The 19,649-nt window shown below is 70.8% G+C and carries 19 protein-coding genes; 11 read left to right on the plus strand and 8 right to left on the minus strand.

Annotated elements, in window-relative coordinates; translation table 11 throughout:
* The first annotated feature begins 6 nt into the window (after positions 1–6).
* Positions 7–414, plus strand: coding sequence for a hypothetical protein (locus ACZ5KV_RS06040; protein ID WP_464241445.1), 408 nt, complete (start codon positions 7–9; stop codon positions 412–414).
* 28 nt (positions 415–442) lie between these two features.
* Here the strand turns inward: ACZ5KV_RS06040 and ACZ5KV_RS06045 are convergent, their stop codons facing one another.
* Positions 443–1,108: a lactate utilization protein gene (locus ACZ5KV_RS06045; protein ID WP_464241446.1), complete on the minus strand. Its 666-nt coding sequence runs from the start codon at positions 1,106–1,108 to the stop codon at positions 443–445.
* 309 nt (positions 1,109–1,417) lie between these two features.
* On the opposite strand from ACZ5KV_RS06045, the gene ACZ5KV_RS06050 reads away from it, so the two are divergent.
* The 6 genes from ACZ5KV_RS06050 to jag all read left to right on the plus strand — a co-directional run bounded on the left by ACZ5KV_RS06050 (position 1,418) and on the right by jag (position 5,640).
* The gene (locus tag ACZ5KV_RS06050; protein WP_464241447.1) at positions 1,418–1,924 is read left to right on the plus strand and encodes a hypothetical protein; all 507 of its coding nucleotides are present in this window, start codon (positions 1,418–1,420) and stop codon (positions 1,922–1,924) included.
* 209 nt (positions 1,925–2,133) lie between these two features.
* Entirely contained in the window at positions 2,134–2,271 is a 138-nt protein-coding gene (rpmH, locus tag ACZ5KV_RS06055) for a 50S ribosomal protein L34 (RefSeq protein WP_084458196.1), read from the plus strand.
* 23 nt (positions 2,272–2,294) lie between these two features.
* Complete coding sequence (gene rnpA, locus ACZ5KV_RS06060; protein ID WP_464241815.1) at positions 2,295–2,660, plus strand: ribonuclease P protein component; 366 nt, start codon at positions 2,295–2,297, stop codon at positions 2,658–2,660.
* Between the two features lie 10 nt (positions 2,661–2,670).
* Positions 2,671–2,946 carry a membrane protein insertion efficiency factor YidD gene (gene yidD, locus ACZ5KV_RS06065; RefSeq protein ID WP_464241448.1) on the plus strand — a complete coding sequence of 92 codons (276 nt, stop codon included), beginning with the start codon at positions 2,671–2,673 and terminating at the stop codon, positions 2,944–2,946.
* Complete coding sequence (gene yidC, locus ACZ5KV_RS06070) at positions 2,939–4,567, plus strand: membrane protein insertase YidC (protein WP_464241449.1); 1,629 nt, start codon at positions 2,939–2,941, stop codon at positions 4,565–4,567. Before yidD ends, yidC begins: the two co-directional genes overlap by 8 nt.
* Positions 4,568–4,626: 59 nt before the next feature.
* Complete coding sequence (jag, locus tag ACZ5KV_RS06075; protein WP_464241450.1) at positions 4,627–5,640, plus strand: RNA-binding cell elongation regulator Jag/EloR; 1,014 nt, start codon at positions 4,627–4,629, stop codon at positions 5,638–5,640.
* A gap of 141 nt (positions 5,641–5,781) precedes the next feature.
* Here jag and aroC read toward each other — a convergent pair whose 3' ends face one another.
* Positions 5,782–6,834 carry a chorismate synthase gene (gene aroC / locus ACZ5KV_RS06080; protein ID WP_464241451.1) on the minus strand — a complete coding sequence of 351 codons (1,053 nt, stop codon included), beginning with the start codon at positions 6,832–6,834 and terminating at the stop codon, positions 5,782–5,784.
* Between the two features lie 386 nt (positions 6,835–7,220).
* Here aroC and ACZ5KV_RS06085 point away from each other — a divergent pair, with 386 nt between their 5' ends.
* Both ACZ5KV_RS06085 and ACZ5KV_RS06090 read left to right on the plus strand, forming a co-directional pair.
* A complete protein-coding gene (locus ACZ5KV_RS06085) occupies positions 7,221–8,186 on the plus strand; it encodes a DUF933 domain-containing protein (protein WP_464241452.1) in 966 nt (321 codons plus the stop codon).
* A gap of 15 nt (positions 8,187–8,201) precedes the next feature.
* Positions 8,202–8,993 carry an RNA methyltransferase gene (locus ACZ5KV_RS06090; RefSeq protein ID WP_464241453.1) on the plus strand — a complete coding sequence of 264 codons (792 nt, stop codon included), beginning with the start codon at positions 8,202–8,204 and terminating at the stop codon, positions 8,991–8,993.
* A 60-nt stretch (positions 8,994–9,053) separates the two neighbouring features.
* On the opposite strand, the gene ACZ5KV_RS06095 is transcribed toward ACZ5KV_RS06090, so the two are convergent.
* From ACZ5KV_RS06095 to ACZ5KV_RS06115, 5 genes are all read right to left on the minus strand, one after another.
* Positions 9,054–9,335: an HU family DNA-binding protein gene (locus ACZ5KV_RS06095; RefSeq protein WP_464241454.1), complete on the minus strand. Its 282-nt coding sequence runs from the start codon at positions 9,333–9,335 to the stop codon at positions 9,054–9,056.
* 706 nt (positions 9,336–10,041) lie between these two features.
* Positions 10,042–10,638, minus strand: a complete 597-nt coding sequence (gene amrA, locus ACZ5KV_RS06100) for an AmmeMemoRadiSam system protein A (RefSeq protein ID WP_464241455.1) — start codon at positions 10,636–10,638, stop codon at positions 10,042–10,044.
* Between the two features lie 361 nt (positions 10,639–10,999).
* Positions 11,000–11,674 (minus strand): phosphoribosylglycinamide formyltransferase, encoded by a 675-nt coding sequence (gene purN, locus ACZ5KV_RS06105; RefSeq protein WP_464241456.1) that lies wholly within the window; start codon positions 11,672–11,674, stop codon positions 11,000–11,002.
* 18 nt (positions 11,675–11,692) lie between these two features.
* Positions 11,693–13,201 carry a uroporphyrinogen-III C-methyltransferase gene (gene cobA, locus ACZ5KV_RS06110; protein WP_464241457.1) on the minus strand — a complete coding sequence of 503 codons (1,509 nt, stop codon included), beginning with the start codon at positions 13,199–13,201 and terminating at the stop codon, positions 11,693–11,695.
* 397 nt (positions 13,202–13,598) lie between these two features.
* On the minus strand, positions 13,599–16,265 hold the full coding sequence (locus ACZ5KV_RS06115) for a valine--tRNA ligase (RefSeq protein WP_464241458.1): 2,667 nt from the start codon (positions 16,263–16,265) through the stop codon (positions 13,599–13,601).
* Positions 16,266–16,374: 109 nt separating this feature from the next.
* On the opposite strand from ACZ5KV_RS06115, the gene ACZ5KV_RS06120 reads away from it, so the two are divergent.
* The gene (locus ACZ5KV_RS06120) at positions 16,375–17,637 is read left to right on the plus strand and encodes a BPL-N domain-containing protein (RefSeq protein ID WP_464241459.1); all 1,263 of its coding nucleotides are present in this window, start codon (positions 16,375–16,377) and stop codon (positions 17,635–17,637) included.
* 21 nt (positions 17,638–17,658) lie between these two features.
* Positions 17,659–18,774, plus strand: a complete 1,116-nt coding sequence (locus ACZ5KV_RS06125) for an AI-2E family transporter (RefSeq protein ID WP_464241460.1) — start codon at positions 17,659–17,661, stop codon at positions 18,772–18,774.
* 100 nt (positions 18,775–18,874) lie between these two features.
* On the opposite strand, the gene ACZ5KV_RS06130 is transcribed toward ACZ5KV_RS06125, so the two are convergent.
* Complete coding sequence (locus ACZ5KV_RS06130; protein WP_464241461.1) at positions 18,875–19,552, minus strand: YkgJ family cysteine cluster protein; 678 nt, start codon at positions 19,550–19,552, stop codon at positions 18,875–18,877.
* Positions 19,553–19,649 lie beyond the last annotated feature (97 nt).

The following is a 19,649-nucleotide window of genomic DNA, read 5'->3' on the forward strand; positions in this document are numbered from 1 at the left end:
CCACCCATGACCGCGCACCGCCACCGTGCCGCCGCCCTGGCGGCCCTGCTGCTGGCCGTGGCCCTTGCGGGGGCGGCCGTCCCGGCCCGGGCCCAGGGGCCGGACCTCGCGGGCGGCTACGACGTCGTCGGCACCGACCCCGTGACCCGCGACATCTATCACGGCACCGCCGTGCTGACGCGCCGGGGCGCGGCCTACCTGTTCGAGGCCGAAATCGACGGGATGCGCTATGCGGGCCTGGGCCTGCACGACGCCGCGGCCGGGGTGCTGGCGCTGTCCTTTCTGGAAGGGGAGAACGCCCGGAGCCTGGGCGTGACGGTGCTGCGCGTGGAAGGAGGGGCGCTGCGCGGCACATGGGTCTCACGCGGGGAGGCCCTGGACGCCCCGGGCGGCGAGGTCTGGACCCGGCGTTGACCCGGCGCGGGGCCGGGGCGGCCCGCGTCTAGAAACCCAGCTCCTGATCCACGAGGATGACCTTGATCCGGTTCCTGGGCCAGCAGCGTTCAGTGATGGACCAGGTGTTGCAAATGCGCTCGGGGCTCGCGCAATCCTCGCAGCGCAGGGTGCGCGTGCAGGGCGTCTTGCGCTCCAGGCGCATGGCGTTCACCGGGGCGGCCAGTTCCTTGACGCGGCGCATGGCCTCGTCCAGGGTGCCGCCCAGCTTGTTACGCCCCGCCACCACCACCACGAAGCGCGGCCCGAAGGCCAGGGCCGCCACGCGGTTGCCCGAGGCGTCGAGGTTCACCAGCCTGCCGTCGGCGGTGATGGCGTTGGCGCCGGTGAAAAAAATGTCGGCGGTAAGCGCCTCGCGGCGCACGCGCAGGGATTCGAAACGCGCCAGCCCCGGGTCGAATGGGTCCAGGACCGTCAGCCCCGGCGTGGCCTTCACCGCATCGTAGATGCCCGTCTCCATCAGGGTCATGGACCCGCCGAAGGCCGCCGATCGGCAGTTCTCCTCGTCCATGAGCCGGACCAGAATGTCCTTTTCCACCAGCGCCCGGGCCGCGCCCGCCCCGGGCACGAGGTAGGCGTCGAACCCGTTGCGCGCCAGAACCTTCTTGGCCTGGTGCAGGCGTCCTTCGTGAAAGGCGGCCAGGGGATTGTCCATGGGGTCCTCCGGGGGTTGCGGTGGCTCCTGGCTCCAGCAGTGCCAAAGGCCGCCGCGCCGGTCAAGAACGTCGGAAGCGGCAGACGGGCACGGGGGCCGACGCCGGACGCAGCCGGGCGGCCCCGGGCAAGGCCGCCAAAGGCGCCGGGGCACCGGCCGGACACGGGCTGGAGCTTTTTGGGCGCCAAGGCCATTTTCCCGCCCGGCGGCCCCTCAAGTTTCCCCGGGCAGGTGCCGATAACGTCCATGGAAGGTTCTGGAAATATCATTGCACCGCAATGATTTCACGCCACCTCCCGGAGGTTGTCCATGCCCCAGGCCGACGAGCACCCGCCAGCGCCCACGGCGCGCCCTCCCCGCCGCCTCGGGGCCGCCCTGTGGCGGCTCGGCGCATCCACGCGCCGCCTGGCCCAGGGCCTGGGGCCGTGCGCCAGCAGACCCGTGGCCCTGGAAGCCCTGGCCCTGCGGCCCGGGCCGGATGTGCAGGCCCTGAACGACGCCCCCCCCGCCGGGGAGCCCGCCGACTTGGCGCGCCTGCGCCGCCGCCTCGACGACCTCGCCTCGGCCCTGGCCGACGGCGCGGGCCTGGACGGCGGGGGACACCAGGCCCACGCGCCCGTTGCGGAGCGCCGCCCCGCCCCCTCCGAGCGGGAGGACGCAGCGGCGTTGCCCACCCCGGCCTTCGAGGAATTGCCTCTGCCCATGGCGGGAAACGGCCTGGAAGGTACCGCCCGGGCCATGGTCCTGCTGGTGCGCGAGCGCGTGCTGGGCCTGCTCGGCGGGCACGGCCGCGCGTCCCAGCGCCCCGGGGCTTGACTTCCCCCGCCACCTGGGGCACTTAGTCCGCCCGCGATGGAGCCGTCCGGGGCGCGCCACGGCGCGCCCCGCGCTTTTTCCGCCAGCGCGGGCGCCTCGCGGGGCCGCGCGACCCCGCCGAAGCGTCTTGCCTCAGGCCCTGACACCTTGACAGGCCCGAGGCGAGGGGTTAGGAACTCGCGTTTACGACTACCCCAAGGAGAATCGCCATGAGCAAGAGAACATACCAGCCCAGCAAGCTGCGCCGCAAAAGGACCCACGGCTTCCTGGTCCGCTCCCGCACCAAGAACGGCCGGGCCGTGCTGCGCCGCCGCCGCGCCAAGGGGCGCAAAAGATTAGCGGTCTAGCCTTCCCGCGCCGACACCGCCTGCTGCACCGCTCCCAGTTCCTTGCGTGCTATGATCGGGGCAGAAAGTTTTTCTCCAGGCGCTTCATTCTTTTCGCGCTTCACGACGCCACGCCCGGCGCTCCCTGGCGCATGGGCGTGGCCGTAAGCCGGAAGCTGGGCCCGGCGGTGTCGCGCAACCGCATCAAGCGGCTGTTGCGCGAATTCTTCCGCCTGCACCAGCAGGACCTGCCCGCAGGCGTGGACTTCGTCGTCGTTCCCAAGCGTCACGTGGACGCCGGAGCCCTGGCCCTGGGCGACATGGAGCGCGAGCTCGCCGAGCTGGTGGCCAAGGCCCGCCAGGCCCCGGCCCCCGGGGCGGCCCCCCGGCCCGCCCGGGCAGAGAGATGAGGCCAAGAGCATGCGCACCCTACTCATTGCGCTCATTCGCATCTACCGCAGCGCCATCTCGCCTCTGTTCCCGCCCACGTGCCGGTTCCTGCCCACGTGCTCGGAGTACGCCGTCGAAGCCATCACCGTGCACGGCGCTCTGCGGGGCTCCCTGCTGACCCTGCGGCGCCTTGCGCGCTGCCACCCCCTGTGCCAGGGCGGGCTCGACCCCGTCCCCCCGAAATCACCGGGCCGCCCGCCCGAACAACGCCGCTCGCCCCTTGCGACAGGAAGCCACCATGGATAACGACAACACCAAACGCACGCTTCTGGCCGTCGTCCTCTGCACCATCGTGATCGTCGGCTGGGGCTACTTCTTCCAGCCCAAGCAGCAGCCGCTGCCCCAGCCCGCCCAGGAGCAGGCCGCCACGGCCCAGCCCGACGCCGCCGCACAGGTGGACGCCGCCATCCCCGGCCAGCCCGCCCCGGCGGCCCCGGCCCCGGCCTTCGCCCCCAGCGCCGGGCGCGACGTGGTCGTCGACACCCCGCTCTACCGCGCGGTGTTCAACTCCGCCGGCGGCATCCTGACCTCCTTCGAGCTGAAAAAGCATCTGGAATCCATCGCCGCCGACGCGCACCCCGTGAATCTCATCGACCCCCGCGCCGTGGGCGTCGGCCCCCTGGGCCTGCTCTGGCAGGACCAGGGCACCTGGCGCGCCGAGTCCAGCCAGTGGGCCGCCCCGGCCACCGAGGCCCTGACCGTGGGCGACGGCGGCGCCGAGCTGACCTTCCAGGGCTCCTTCGGCGGCATGAACATCACGCGCACGCTGCGCTTCGCGCCGGACACCTACCTCATCGAGGAGACCGTCTCCCTGGCCAACACCACGGCGGCGCCCATCTCCGGCCGCCTGGGCTTCAACATCGGCGTTGCGCCGCTCACCGCCAAGGACGACCGCTACAACCCCACCCGCGTCTCCTTCCTGGACGCCAAGGGCGTGGACGACGAGTCCGACCGCGAGGATCTGGCCAAGGGCCTGCGCCGGGACGACGGCGTGCAGTGGGGCGCCATCCAGAGCAACTATTTCACCGTGGCCCTGGCCCCCGAAGACGGCGACCTGACCCTCAAGAGCAAGTTCACCGACGATCTCTTCCGCATGGTGGTGGACAAAGACGGCCTGAGCGTCGCCCCGGGCACCAGCCGCGACGTGAAGGTCAGCTACTACCTGGGCCCGGTCATGTCCAAGTTCCTGAGCCAGGCGCCCCACGGGCTGGACTCCCTGGTCACCTACGGCTTCTTCGACATCATCTCCGTCCCGCTCATGAAGGGCCTGCTCTACATCCACACCGTGGTCGGCAACTGGGGCGTGGCCATCATCATCCTGACCATCATCATCAAGCTCGCGTTCTGGCCGCTGTCGCAGAAAAGCTACCAGTCCATGAACAAGATGAAGAAGATCCAGCCGCTGATGGCCAAAGTCCGCGAACAGTACAAGGACGACCGCCAGAAGATGAACGAGGAGATGATGCGGCTGTACAAGACCTACAAGGTCAACCCGGCGGGCGGCTGCCTGCCCATGCTGCTGCAGATTCCCGTGTTCCTGGCGCTGTATCAGGCGCTCATCGGCGCCGTGGAGCTTCGCCACGCGGCCTTCATCCCGCACCTGCCCTTCACCGACATGGTCTGGCTGGCCGACCTCTCCGCCAAGGACCCGTTCTACATCACCCCGCTGGTCATGGGCGCCACCATGTTCCTGCAACAGAAGATGACCCCGGCCCCGGGCGATCCGACCCAGGCCAAGATCATGCTCTTCATGCCCGTCATCTTCACCTTCATGTTCCTGAACTTCCCTTCGGGACTGGTGGTCTACTGGCTGGTGAACAACGTCCTGTCCATCGCCCAGCAGTGGTGGCTGCTGCGCAAGGCCTAGGCCTGCGCAGCCGGGACCGCGCGGCCCCTCCCCGCGCCCGGCCTCCCAAAGGAGAAGGAATGACACGGTTCAAGGATTTCACAGGGAAAACCCTGGACGAAGCCATAGAAAACGCCCTGTCCGCCTTCGGCGTTCCGCGCGAAAAGCTGGAAATCGAGATCGTCTCCGGCGGCTCCAGCGGCATCTTCGGGCTGATGAGCAAAAAGGCCGTGGTCAAGGCCCGCCTGCGCCCCCGGCCTGCGGACCCGACCCCGGCCGCTCCCGGGGCCCAGGCTCCGCGCCCCGCGGGCGGGCCCAGGCCCGGGGCACCCGTACCGGCGCGCCCCGAGCCGCAGGAACCCGCCCCGGCCGACCACGCAGAGCCCCAGGCCCGGCCCGCATCCAGGCCCGCCGAGGAGCGGCCCGCCCCGGTCCAGCGCCCTGCTCCCGCCCGGCCCCAGCGCCCCGAGGCTCCGCACGCCCAGGCCCGGCCCGCCGCACCCCCGGCCCGCCCCGAAGAGCCGGACCTGGACGACGCCTTCGACGACGAGGACGACCTTCCGGAGCAACCCGCCGGGCGCACCCCGCGCGTGGCCCCGGCCGACGAGCCCGCCCCCGAAACCCTGGCCGCCGTGGTCCGCGAGGTGGTGCAAAGCGTGCTGACCCCGATCATCGGCCCCACAGAGTTGGAAATCGAGGCCGAACCGGGCCGGGTGAAGGTGCTCATCCGCGACGAGGAGAACTCCGGGCTGATCATCGGCCGCGAGGGCCAGACCATCGCCGCCCTGCAATACATCGTCAACCGCATCGTGGCCCGCAAGCTGCCGACCACGGCCCGCGTGCACCTCGACGCCGGGGACTACCGCCAGCGCCAGGACGACAACCTCCAGCGCATGGCCCTCTACCTCGCCGACAAGGCCAAGAACCAGAACCGCACCCAGAGCACCAAGCCCCTGTCTTCCTATCACCGGCGCTTGGTCCATCTGGCCCTGCAACACGACGAGGGCATCGTCACCTCTTCCAAGGGCGACGGCCCCCTCAAGCGTGTGCTCATCCACCCCCGGCGCAACGGCGGCAACCAGCGCCAACCCTGACCCGGCCACGCCGACAGGGCCCCGACGCAAACGGGCAGGCACGTCTACCGTGCCTGCCCGTTTGCGTTGCGCGCCCCGCTGTGGGCCCGGGCCCACCCGGAGCACGCTTTTCGGCATTTTACTGAAATATCGTAAAACGCCTCAGCCCATGCGTTTCTGAAGCAGCCACATATCCGCAAGGGTCAAAAGAACCATGGCCCGCAGCACCGGGTTGATACGCGCAATGGCCGCCACGTCGTGCCGCCCCTCCACGCGCAGCCGCGTGGGCTGCCCCTGGTCGGTCAGCGTGTCCTGCTCGCGGGCGATGGACGGAATGGGCTTCACATGCGCGCGCACCACGATGTCCTGCCCGCTGGAGATGCCGCCCAGGATGCCGCCCGCATTGTTGGACGCGAAGCCGCCCGGCACCAGCGGGTCGTTGTTGGCGCTGCCCTGGGCGCGGGCCGCCGCGCAGCCCGCGCCGACCTCCACCGCCTTCACCGCGCCCACGCCCATGAGCGCATAGGCCAGACGCGCGTCCAGCTTGTCGAACACCGGTTCGCCCAGGCCCGCGGGCACCCCCCGGGCCGCAATCTCGACCACCCCGCCCAGGCTGTCGCCCGCCGCGCGCGCCGCCTGCACCCGCTCGGCCCACAGCGGCACGACCTCGTCGCACGGCGCGCCGAACTCGCGCGCCCGCGCGCCCCACGGATCGCGCACCTCGGCGGCCACGCCGCCCAGCTCCACGGTATACGCCGCGACCTCCACGCCCAGCCCGGACAGCAACGCCCCGGCCACCGCGCCGCCCACGACCCGGCTCACCGTCTCGCGCGCCGAGCTGCGCCCGCCGCCGCGATAATCCCGGAAGCCGTACTTGGCGTCATACGTCACGTCCGCATGCCCCGGCCGGTACACATGGCTGATCCGCGAATAATCCCGCGAACGTTGGTCCTCGTTGCGGATCACGAAACCGATGGGCGTGCCCGTGGTCCGGCCCTCGAAAAGACCCGACAACACCTCCACCCGATCGGCCTCGCGCCGCGCCGTGGACGCCGCGCCCTGGCCGGGCCGCCGCAAATCCACCTCGCGCTGGATCATCTCCGCCGTCAGGGCCACCCCCGCCGGGCAGCCGTCCACCACGCCGCCCAAACCCGCGCCGTGCGACTCCCCGAACGTCGTCAACCGGAACACCGTCCCAAACGTACTGCCTGCCATAGCGTCCTCCACCGCCGTCCCTACCACACCACCCCCCACCCCCGCCAGCCCGGTGGGGCGGGAAGCCCGGGGGCGGTGCGCGTCTCCTGCGGGTTGACCAGCCTCCGGCGGCTCAAGGGCCACGGGCCCTTGAGAATCCCGCATTGGGTGGGCGTGGCGGCGCGCCGCCACGCCCACCCCGAATGGGATACCCAAGGGCGACAGCCCTTGGGCCGCCGGAGGCTTATCCATCCCCGGGAGCACGCACCGCCCCCGGGCTTCCCACCCTCCGCCGGGCTGGTTGGCAGGCGGCGTGAAACAGGGTATGGGGGCGCCAACGAAACGCGCAAGGAGCACGAGCGATGAAGACGGCGATATTTGGTTTTGCGGGGTCGGGGAAGACGAGTTTGTTCGGGGCGCTGGCCGGGCCGGGGGCGGTGGGCAATGCGCGGGCGATGGTCAAGGTGCCGGAGCCCCGGCTGGAGCCGCTGGTAAAGCTGTTCAACCCGCGCAAGACGACCCTGAGCGAAATCGAGTACGTGGACATTCCGGGCGGCGGCGGCAAGGGCGACGGCCTGGGCGAGCGCGTGCTTTCGGAGATTCGGCCCTGCGACTGCGTGCTGGCGGTGCTGGACGCCTTTTCGGGCCTGGCGGACCCCCGGCACCAGTTGGGGGGCATCGAGGCCGATTTCCTGGTGTCCGACCTGGCGGTGATCGAGAAGCGCCTGGAGCGCATGGCGCAGGACAAGCGCAAGAACAAGGACCTTGTGGACGCCAAGGAGGAGGCCCTGCTGTTGCGGGCCCAGGAGCTGCTGGAGGCCGAGCGGCCCCTGCGCGAAGACGCCGAGGTCGCCGGGGCGCAGGAGTTGCGCGGCTACAAATTCCTGACGGCCAAGCCCATCGTCTATGCCTGGAACCTGCCCGAGGCGGAGCTTGCGGGCTTCACGCCGCCCGCCGACGGGCCGGGGGTGGTGCACGTGGCGGTGTCGGCGCGGCTGGAGGCCGAACTGGCGGAGATCGCCGACCCCGAGGAGAAGCGCATGTTCCTGGACGACCTGGGCATCGCGGACTCGGCGCTGGACCGCGTGATCGCGGGCACCTACCGTCTTTTGGGGCTGATCACCTTCCTCACGGCGGGCGACAAGGAGGTCCGGGCCTGGGCCATCCGGGGCGGCAGCACGGCGCCCGAGGCCGCCGGGGCCATCCATTCGGACATCCAGAAGGGCTTCATCCGCGCCGAGGTGCTGGGCTGGGAGGACTTCCTGAAGGCCGGGGACTTCAAGCGGGCCAAGGAAATGGGCCTGCACCGCCTGGAGGGCAAGACCTACGTGGTCAAGGACGGCGACATCGTGGAATTCCGCTTCAACGTCTAGGCCGGGGGGCGCGCGGTGATCGACGGCCTGGCGGTTGTCCTGTTCCAGCCCAAGTTCGCCCAGAACGTGGGCGCGGCGGCCCGGGCCTGTGCGAACATGGGCTGCGGCGAACTGGTGCTCGTGGCCCCGCGCGACTGGGACCTGGAGCGCGCCCTGCCCATGGCCACGGCCAAGGGCGAGCCGGTGCTGCGCGCGGCGCGGGTCGTTGCGGACCTGGACGAGGCTCTGGCGGGCTTTGCCCATGTGTACGGCACCACGGCGCGCACGGGCGGCTGGCGCAAGGGGCTGCTGGCGCCGCGCGCGGCGGCGGGGCGCGCGGTCGCCCAGTGCCGGGGCGGCGCGCGCGTGGCCCTGCTCTTCGGCCCCGAGGACCGGGGCCTGACCAACACGGAAACCGAAGTCTGCGGTCAGCTCGTGACCATCCCCACCGCCGAGGCCAGCTCGCTGAACCTGGCCCAGGCCGTGCTGCTCCTGCTCTACGAATGCCTGCTGGCGGACCAGGACGCCCCCCGGGGCGACCCGCGCGAGCCCGCCGCCCACAACCTGGCCACCCACGCCGAGCAGGAGCTGCTCTTCGCGGCCATGCGCGAGGCCCTGCTGGCCATCGGCGTGCTCAAGGACCAGAACACCGACTACTGGATGCTGCCCGTGCGCCGCTTCGTGCAGCGCACGCCCTTGCGTCGTGCGGAATTCAACATGTTGATGGGCGTGTGCCGCCAGGTGCGCTGGGTGGCGGGCCGGGCCGGGCTGCTGGAGCCCGGGGAGCCGGGAGAGGGCGGGGACGGGGCGGACGGAAACCGGGGCTAGCGCCCCGGGCGAAGGGGCCGCCGGAATACCGGCGGCCGCCCTCGGAGCGTCCCGAATGTCCTAGAGATCTTCCTTGAGCCCCTTGGACACGGAGAACTTGATGACCTTGCGCGCCGGGATCTTGATGGCCGCGCCGGTCTGGGGGTTGCGGCCGGTGCGGGCGGCGCGCTCGGAAACGGTGAAGGAGCCGACGCCGGGCAGGCGCAGCCGCTCGCCGTCGTTGAGCTTGGTGGAGATGATGGCGCAGAAGGTGTCGAAAGCCTTTTCGGCAGACGCCTTGGTGGCAAAAATCTCGGGCAGCTCGTTCTTCAGGGCTTCGATGAACTGGGCTTTGGTGAACATGGGGTTTCCTCCTCGGGCGGTTGAAGTTGCCTGATGGCACTCACGGGCGCGGACCCGCAAGGCGTCACGTCCAGCGATCCGCTCCACCCTATGCTCAGGACCAGTTGGCTTGTCAAACCCCGGCCCACGGCCCTTCCCGCTTATTCACAGGACTTCCGCGCCCCCCGGGGGCGCCCGCCGCGAAGACGGCCCCATCGCCCTGGCGCCCCGCATGAAACGCCCTCGCGCGGGGCGCTTCATTTTGGGCAGCATTTCCGCGCCGTCAGCGCCGCAACCCGCCTGTTGAAACCGCAAAAACACGGGCGGGCCTAGCTGGGCCGGAAGGCGCGCCCGGGCACGGGCAGGAGCATGTGTGGAAAAAGAAAAATCAGAAAATATTTTTAAACATGTTCATAAAATCCCCTCCAACACCGAGGGGAACCCCGCGAAGGGAATACCGGCTGGCGGAGAGACGAGACCGCGAGAGGGGAAAGAGCGGCAAAAGCCCGGGGGCGCTGCGCGTGCCCTGCGGGCTGCTCAAGCCTCTGGCGGCTCAAGAGACACACCCCTTGAGAAGCCCGCTTCGGATGGGCGCCGCGGCGCGCCGCCACGCCCACCCCGAACGGGAGCTTTAAGGGCGACAGCCCGTAAGCCGCCGGAGGCTTATCCAGCCCAGGGAGCACGCGCCATCCCCGGGCTTCCACCCGGCGGACGAGACGCCCGGAGCCTAGAAGACCACGGCCTCGAACCAGAACAGCGTGGCCTGGGGGTCGCGCCAGGCGCCGGCGGGCAGGCCCGCCTTGCGGCAGGTCTGGGCCAGGAAGGTTTCGCGGTCCCAGCCCCACTCCACGGGCACCTGGGGCAGCAGCAGGCCCGAGCGGCCCGCGTGGTGGATAAGCAGCCCGTGGCGGCCCACCTCCACCAGCGTCGGGTCCGGGCAGGGCGTCAGGGGCGAGAGCACGGAGATTTCAAGGTCCAGCCCCTCGAACTCCTCCGGGCCCACAGGAGGGAAGCGCGGGTCCTGGAAGGCGGCGGCCTGGGCCATGGCGGCCACGGTGTCCCACAGTGGTCCGTCGCCGGTCACGTTGCCGATGCAGCCGCGCAGGTGCCCCCCGGCCTTGAGGGTCACGAACGCGCCGCAGGGTCGGGAGAGCACTCCGCCCGGGGCCTCGGGCAGGTCCACGGCCTGCTCGGGGAACAATCGGTTGGCGATGGCCAGCCGGGCCAGGGTGCGCAGGGCGTCCTTCTCCTGCGGGGCGAGGCAGAAGCGCAGGCTCTCGCTGTGCGGGCCGAAGGCACCGGGGGTGCAGGGATTCTCGGGCATGGGGAACCTCCTTGCGGCGCAGTCGCCGGGGGCGGAATCGGGATGCCGGGAACGCTCACCAGCGCTCCGGGGACGCCTGCGGGCCCCCCAATAGGCCCGCATCTTTTGGGGATACCGAAATCGCGGCGCAATGGGAAGCCGGGCCGCACGGGCGCGGGCCCGGGAGAGAGCCGGGGGAAACGGCAGCGCTTGCCTGTCTGCCGAAAAATCGAAATCCCCTGGTCGTTCGGTCCTGAAGGAAGGCGGGGTGCGAAAAAGTCCAGATCGCGCGGTGTGCCTCCGCAGAACCGGGAAGCGTACTCCGCAGGCTCGGGGCCTGGATTTTCGCTGGCGCAGCGGGCCGCCGCCCCGGGGCGGCCCGTTAGAAGCCCTGCTCCAGGGGCGGGTTGACCAGGGCCGGGCGGTTCAGGGCGGCCAGGGGCCTGCCCGCGTCGGCCACCAGCACGTGGCGGCCCTCGACGCGCACCCGGCCTTCGGCCAGCCACTGGATGGCCTGGGGGTAGACGCGGTGCTCCATTTCCAGGATACGCGCGCCCAGGGCGTCGCCGCCCTCGCCGGGCATGGCGGGCACCGCCGCCTGGATGATGACCTGCCCGTGGTCCATGATTTCGTCCACGAAATGCACAGTGCAGCCCGCGAGCTTCACGCCGTAGTCCGCCGCGTCGCGCTGGCCGTGACAGCCCGGAAAGCTCGGCAGCAGCGCCGGGTGGATGTTCACGATGCGCCCGGCGAAGGCGTCCAGGAACACGGGGGTCAGCATGCGCATGAAGCCCGCCAGGACCACGAGGTCCGCCCCGCTCTCGCGGATGCGCGCGACCATGGCCGCGTCGAAGGCTTCGCGCTCGGGGAACTCCGTGTGGTCCACCACGGCGTGAGGAATGGCGTGCCTGCGGGCGCGCTCCAGGCCGCCCGCCCCGGGCTTGTTGGACAGTACCAGGACCACCCGGGCGTCCAGCACCCCGGCCTCGCTCTTGTCGATGATGGACTGGAGGTTGGAGCCTCCGCCTGAAACGAGCACCGCCAGCTTGAGGGCCACGTTGCGCTCCCGCCCCGGCTACAGGGCCTTGGCCAGCGCCGCCGCCAGCGCCGGGATGGTGTAGTCGGCGGGCTCCACGTCCGCCGTGAAGCCGAACCGGGCCAGGGTCCGCGAGGTCACGGGGCCGATGGAGGCCAGCCTGACCCCGGGGTGGGCACGCAGCACCTCGGGCGGCACCAGGGCGAAGAAATTCTCCACCGTGGAGGAGCTGGTGAAGGTCACGCAGTGGATGTCTCCGGCTTCGAGCCGGGCCGTCAGGGCCTCGGGGCCGTCCTCGTTCAGCCCGGTGCGATACACGGGCAGCACGCGGACCTCGGCCCCGGCCGCCGCCAGTTCCTCGGGCAGCACCTCGCGGGCGACTTCGGCGCGCGGGATGAGCACGCGCGTGCCCGCACCGACGCCCAGGGCCCGCAGGCCCGCCACGACGCCCTCGGCCACGTACTTTTCGGGCACGAAGTCGGCCACGATGCCGCGCTCGCGCAGGGCGTCGGCCGTGGCCGGGCCGATGGCCGCGACCTTGCGCCCGCCCAGGGCCCGGGCGTCCCGGCCCTCCTCTTCCAGAATCTTCCAGAACCAGCGCACCCCGTTGACCGAGGTGAACACCAGCCAGTCCCATGCGTCCAGCCCGGCCACGGCCTCGCGCACCGGGGCGTAGTCCGGCAGCGGGTCGATGCGGATGGTCGGGAACTGGTGCACGCAGGCGCCCATGTCGCGCAGCAGGTCGGCAAAGCCGCTGGCCTGCTCGCGCGCGCGGGTGACCACCACGCCCTTGCCCAGCAGCGGGCGCTTCTCGAACCAGCCCAACGTGTCGTGCAGGGCGCAGACGCCGCCGACGATGATGATGCTCGGGGCCTTGAAGCCCTGGCGCGCGGCCTCGTCGGCCACGGTGTCCAGGGTGGCGACCATGGAGCGCTGGGTGCAGCGCGTGCCCCAGCGGACCAGGGCCGCCGGGGTCTTGGGGTCGCGCCCGCCGGCGATGAGCCGCTCGGCGATCATGGGCAGATTGCCCACGCCCATGTAGAAAACCAGGGTCGAGGTGCTTTTGGCGTAGACCTCCCAATTGTGGCCGCTGGCCTCCTTGGTGGGGTCTTCATGACCGGTGATGAAGCAGACGCTGGTGGTGTGGTCGCGGTGGGTCACGGGGATGCCCGCATAGGCCGCCGCCGCCACGCCCGCAGTGATCCCGGGCACGACCTCGAAGGTCAGCCCGGCGGCCACCAACTCCTCGGCCTCCTCGCCGCCGCGCCCGAACACGTAGGGGTCGCCGCCCTTGAGCCGCGCGATGGTCTTGCCCTCGCGCGCCTTGGCCACCAGCAGTTCGTTGATCTTGTCCTGGGGCAGGGTATGGTCGCCGCCCTTCTTGCCCACGTAGACGATCTCGGCGCCGGGCTTGGCGTAGTCCAGGAATTCGGCGTTGGCCAGATAGTCGTAGACCAGCACGTCGCAGGTCTCGATCAGCTCCCGGCCCCGGACGGTGAGCAGCCCCGGGTCGCCCGGGCCCGCTCCGATGAGGTAAACGTCAGCCATATGCGTGTTGCCTCCGGCGGCCGGAACGGAGGGAGCCCGTTGGGGAGAAGAGCGCTCCCTTCCCCGGACCCCATCCCCCCTCCCGAAACCCTTTCTCATGGGGCTTCTGGAGACGGCCAGGATTGTTGATGAAACCTGGGGGAGGCGCTGCTCCCCGGAAAAATCACACGGCGGGCCGCCAAAGCCGGGCGTTCACCCTGGCACCGCACCCCGGCGCCCCAAAGACCGCTCCGCGTCCGCCCTGCCGCAGGACCTCGGGCCCCAACACCGCCCCATCTCCCCCAAAGAAAAAGGTCTTTTGAGGAAGGGGGAGGGGGCGCGGGGGAGGGGGGAACCCCTTTTCTCCTCAAGAAAAGGGGTTCCCCCCTCCCCCGCCTCGCCTTGTCCCGCCAGCCCGCTAGCCCAGCGCCTCGCGCAGGCGGGCGCGCAGGTCGGCGAGCTTGGTCATGTCGTCGCGCATGGCCTGGGCCTTGGCGCGTTCCTTGTCCACCACGTCGGCGGGGGCGTTGTTGACGAAGCCGGGGTTGGCGAGCTTCTTCTCCACGCCGGTGAGCACCTTGTCGATCTTGGCGATGTCCTTGTCCAGGCGCGCGAGTTCGGCGTCGAAGTCCACGGCGCCGGTCAGGGGCACGAAGAGTTCCGAGCCCGCGACCACGGCGGAGGCCGAGGCCTTGGGCGGGGTTGCGCCGGGGTCCACGGTCAGGGTGCCCAGGCGCGCCAGGGAGCGCACCAGGGCGGCGTTTTCGGTCAGCACCGCGGCGGCGGCCGCGTCGGCGGGGCGCACGATGCATTCCAGGTCCAGCGAGGGCTTGATGTTCAGCTCGGCGCGGATGGTGCGCACGCTGGTGATGACGCCCTGGAGCAGGTCCATCTGCTGGCCCACGGCCTCGTCGCGGCAGGCGGGCCGCGCGGGCGGGAACAGCTCGGTGGCCAGGTCATGGCCCTCCATGCCCGGCAGGGTCTGGTAGATCTCCTGGGTGATGAAGGGAATGATCGGGTGGGCCAGGGTCAGGACTTCGCGCAGCACGGTGTGCAGCACGGCGTGGGCCGTGTCGCGCGCGGCGGCGTCCTCGCCGTTCAGGTCGCCCTTGATGAGTTCCAGGTACCAGTCGCAGAATTCGTTCCAGGTGAAGCGGTACACGGCCTGGGCCGCGTCGTTGAAGCGGTATTCGCCGATGGCGGTGTCCACTTCGGTCTTCACGCGCTCCAGGCGGTCCATGATCCAACGGTGGGGCAGGGCCGCGCCGGCGATGGTGGCGGCGGGGTCGGCAGCCGGGGCCTCGTCGGGCAGGTACATGAGAGCGAAGCGCGCGGCGTTCCACATCTTGTTCATGAAGTGGCGGTAGCCCTCGATGCGCTCCTCGCTCAGGCGGATGTCGCGGCCCATGGCGGCGAAGGCGGCCAGGGTGAAGCGCAGGCTGTCCGTGCCGTAGCGGTCGCACATTTCCAGCGGGTCGATGACGTTGCCCGTGGACTTGGACATCTTCTTGCCCTCGGCGTCGCGCACCAGGGCGTGGATGTACACGTCCGTGAAGGGCACCTTGTCCATGAAATGCAGGCCCATCATCATCATCCGCGCGACCCAGAAGAAGAGAATGTCGAAGGCGGTGACCAGACAGGAGGTCGGGTAGTAGCGCGCGAGTTCGGGGGTCTTGTCGGGCCAGCCCATGGTGGAGAAGGGCCACAGGGCCGAGGAGAACCAGGTGTCGAGCACGTCCTCGTCGCGGGTCAGGGCGCTGGCGCCGCACTTGGGGCAGGCCGTGGGGTCGGTCTTGGCGACGATGAGTTCGCCGCAGGCGTCGCAGGTCCAGGCCGGGATGCGGTGGCCCCACCAGAGCTGGCGCGAGATGCACCAGTCGCGGATGTTGTCCAGCCAGTGGAAATAGGTCTTGTCCCAGGAGGAGGGGTAGATGCGCGTGGCGCCGTCGGCCACGGCGGCGCGGGCCTTTTCGGCCAGGGGCTTGACGGCCACGAACCACTGGGTGGAGACGTGGGGCTCGACCACGTTCTTGCAGCGGTAGCACTCGCCCACGTTGTGCTCGTGCTCGACGATTTCCACGAGGTGGCCGCTGGCGCGCAGGTCGGCGACGATCTTCTCGCGGGCCTGGGCGATGGTCAGCCCCGCGTAGCCCTCGGGCACGTCGCCGCAGACGCGGCCGGTGTCGTCGAACACGGAGATGACTTCCAGCCCGTGGCGGCGGCCCAGTTCCCAGTCGTTCATGTCGTGGGCCGGGGTGACCTTGAGGCAGCCGGTGCCGAATTCGCGCTCCACGTACTTGTCGCCGATGACGACGAGCTTGCGGCCGACCACGGGCAGCACGGCGTACTTGCCGATGTGGGCGGTGTAGCGTTCGTCCTCGGGATGCACGGCCACGGCGGTGTCGGCGAGCATGGTTTCGGGGCGGGTGGTGGCGATGACCAGATCGCCCGAACCGTCGGCCAGGGGGTAGCGCACGTGGTAGAGGTGGCCCTTGTGCGGGGCGTGCTCGACCTCGTCGTCGGCCAGGGCGGTGTGGCAGCGGTTGCACCAGTTGACGATGTAGTTGCCCTTGTAGATGAGGCCCTGCTCGTAAAGCTCGACGAAGACCTCGCGCACGGCGCGCGACAGGCCCTCGTCCATGGTGAAACGCTCGCGGGTCCAGTCCACCGAGGCGCCCATGCGGCGGATCTGGTTCAGGATCTTGCCGCCGTATTCCTCCTTCCACTCCCACACGCGGCGCACGAACTCCTCGCGGCCCAGGTCCTCGCGGGTCAGGCCCTGGGTGGCGAGGCGGCGCTCGACGACGTTCTGGGTGGCGATGCCCGCGTGGTCCATGCCGGGCACCCAAAGCACGTTTTTGCCCTTCTGGCGGGCATGGCGGCACAGGATGTCCTGGATGGTCAGGTTCAGGGCGTGGCCGATGTGCAACTGCCCGGTGACGTTGGGCGGAGGGATGACGATGGAGTAGGCTTCGCCGGGGGCGGCGGGGTCGGGAGTGAAGGTCTTGTTCCCGATCCAGTGCTCGCGCCACCTGGCCTCGACCTCGGCGGGCTCGTATCCTTTGGGCAGGGTCTTTACGGCCATGGGGCGTTCCTCTCCTTCACTTTGCGCGGAAATTTCCTTAGGGAACTATGAATGCACGCGCGCCGGGCCCGGCGCGGGGCGGACCAACAGCCTAATGAGCACGGGAGCAATGTCAAGCATCCACATCTACTGGGACGAGTCGCACATCTGGGGGCTGCTGGTCTGGCGCGCGCTGCGCGCGCTGGGCCTGCCGCACCGCCTGTTGCGCGCAAGGGAGATAGCCCAGGGCGCGCTTTCCCGCAACCCTCCGGCGGCGCTGGTCGTGCCCGGGGGCACGGCGCGGCGCAAGTTCGCGGCCCTGGGGCCCGAGGGCGCCCGGGCCGTGCGGGACTACGTGCACGGCGGCGGAGTGTACTTGGGCTTTTGCGGCGGCGCGGGCCTGGGGCTCACGGGCCGCGACGGCCTGGGCCTGTGCCCCTGGAAGCGCCGGGCGTTTTCCGACCGCATCCAGCACACCAACTCCGGGCACATCCACGTGCGCCCGGCCCAGGGCAACGCGCTGGTGCCGCCGGGCATCGGCCCGGCGCCGCTGCTGCCCGTATGGTGGCCCGCGCGCTTCGAGTACGAGCCGCGCGACGACGTGCGCGTGCTGGCGGCCTACGCCGGGCCCGGGCCGGACTTCTGGACGGCGGACCTGCCCCTGTCGAGCATCCCCCGGGGGCCGCTGGAAGACCTGGAGGCCCAATACGGGCTGGCCATCTGGCCGCATTACATGAGCGGGCAGCCCTGCCTCGTGGAGGGCCGCTTCGGCGCCGGGCGCTACGTGCTCAGCTACTCGCACCTGGAAACCCCGGCCTCGCCCCAGGCCAACGCCTGGCTGGCGCATCTGGTGCGCGAACTGACGGGGCTGGAACCCGCCCACGGCGGGCCGACCCCGGCCTGGGACCTGGGCACCCTGACCCGGCGCTGGCCCGACGAGGCGGGCGGCGCTGCCCTGGCGGCGGCCAAGGCGGGCCTGGAGGCCAGCATCGGCCAGGGGCAGGACCAATGGCTGTTCTTCCGGCGCAACGCCTGGCTGTTCGGCTGGCGCCGGGGCATCCCGGGCGGCGCGCTGAACGCGCTGTATTCGCTGGTCAGCCAGGTGCAGAACCTGGAACCCGGGCCCGGGGCCGCGCGGCTGTGGCTGGCGGGCCAGGCTGAATTCCGCGAGCGGCTGGAGCAGTTCCGCCATGGGCTGGCGGGCTACCTGCTGGCCGAGCGGCTGGCCATGACCATGTCGGGCACCAGCAACGCCATCCCCGAAGACGTGCTCACGGGCCAGCGGCTCGCACTCTTCGGCGCACACATGGACTTCGGCGGACTCTTCGCCCCGCTGCTGGACACCATGGACGAACTGTTCGCCACGACCATCACCGAGGCTCCGGGCAACTGACCGGAGCAGGAGGGCCGCGCCATGATCCACGAGCAGACCCCCTACACCTTCGACCGCGTGGTGCGCCTGGCCCTGGGGGCCGGGGTGCTGGCGGCGCTGGTGTGGCTGGCGGCCTATCTTTCCGATGTATTGGCGCCCTTTGCGGCGGCGCTGCTGGCGGCGTATCTCATGCATCCGCTGGTGCTGCGCCTGGAGCGCATGTTCAAGCGCCGAGCCCCGGCGGTGTTCGCGGCGCTGGTGCTGACGGCCCTCGGCCTCGGGCTGGCGGTGCTGGCCGTGGCGCCGCTGGTGGGCGCCGAGGTGCGCCACATGGGCGCGCTGCTGCGCGAGGTGGTGCAGAACTCGGAGTTGGCCGCCCGCGCCGCCGAGCGCCTGCCCGCCGACGTGTGGCAGACCCTGCGCGAACTGGCCGCCCGCCCGGACGTGCAGGCCCTGTTCGGCGGGGGCGACGCCCTGGCCCTGGGCAAGGCCGTGGCCGACAAGGTGCTGCCCGGGGTCTGGGGCGTGCTGCGCGGGGCGGCGGGCGTGGCCGGGGCCCTGGCCGGGCTGGTGGTGGTGCTGCTCTACGTGGTCTTTCTGCTGCTGGACTACGAGCGCCTGCGCGCAGGCTGGACCCGGGCCCTGCCGCCCCGGCACCGGGGCTGGGTCACGGAGCTGGCCGGGGATTTCCGCCTCGCCATGGGCCGCTACTTCCGGGCCCAGGCCCTGGTGGCCGCGCTGGTGGGCGTGCTGTTCGCCGTGGGCTTCGGCCTCATCGGCCTGCCCCTGGGCATTCTGCTCGGGCTGTTCATCGGCCTGCTGAACATGGTGCCCTACCTGCAAATCGCGGGCTTCGTGCCCGCGTTCTTCCTGGGCGCGGTCCATGCCCTGGAAACGGGCACGAACCTGTGGACGGTCATGCTGCTCATCGTGGCCGTGTTCGCCGTGGTCCAGCTCATCCAGGACGCGGTGCTCGTGCCGCGCATCATGGGCGACGCCACGGGGCTTTCGCCCGCGTTCATCCTGCTGTCGCTGTCGGTGTGGGGCAAGCTGCTGGGCATGCTCGGGCTGCTCGTCGCCATTCCCATGACCTGCCTGTGCTGGGCGTGGTACCAACGGCTGGTGACCGGCGAAGGCGGCCCGCCACCCGCGCCCTGAGCATCCTTTGGCCCGGAAAGGCACAGGGGGCGCCCGCACGGTGTGCGGACGCCCCCTGGCGCATGGCGGGCCCGACGCCCCGGCCATCACGTTCCGGGCGTCACTCCGCAGCCTTGCGCACGAAATAGCGGTCGTTCTCGCGGCCGACCTCCAGGCCGTACTGGCCCACGGCCACATGCAGCGGGCGGCCGAAGAGGAAGTTCATCTCCTCCTCGCCGACCCCGGCGCGCTCGGCAAAGGCCGCGCGGAAAGCCGCGTCGTAGGTGATGGTTTCCACCAGCTCCCGCCCGGCCGCGGCGTCGCCGCCCAGAAAGGCCAGGGCCAGCTCCTGCACGCGCAGGCAGGAGCAGCGCGCCTCGTGCTCGTCGATGATCTCGCGCAGGGCGCTGCCCGCGGGCACCAGATCGGCCCTGCCGATGCGCCCGGTGCGGTACATGGCCTTCAATTCGTCGGGCGCCCAGCAGTTGAAGGCCCGGCACTCGGCGGGCCGGTCGGCGTAGATGGAGCACTGCTTGCCGTCGTCGTCGTAGAACAGGCAGGTCCAGTGGTTGCCCTGGCCGCGGATCTTGATCAGCTCGGCGTCCAGAGGCAGCAGGCCGCCCTCCACGGACTCCTCCACCAGCTCGCCCCGGCGCAGGGTGAACACCTGGGCGTAATCCAGCACCCCGCGCTCGAAAAGCGCCAGGTCCTCGCGGTGCAGGGCGGGGCCGCCCTTGTCGCAGCAATGGCCGCAGCGCTCGCAGTGGGTGCGCTTCTCGATGCGTTCCAGTTCGTCCACGTGTCCCTCCGGGGGCCTCGGGTTGGTGCGTCGGGCGCCGCGCGCGGCGGCGCCCCGAAGGGGGTTACATCAACCCGGCGCCCCGGGCAAGGGCCGA

The sequence above is a fragment of the Desulfocurvus thunnarius genome, assembly GCF_055390965.1.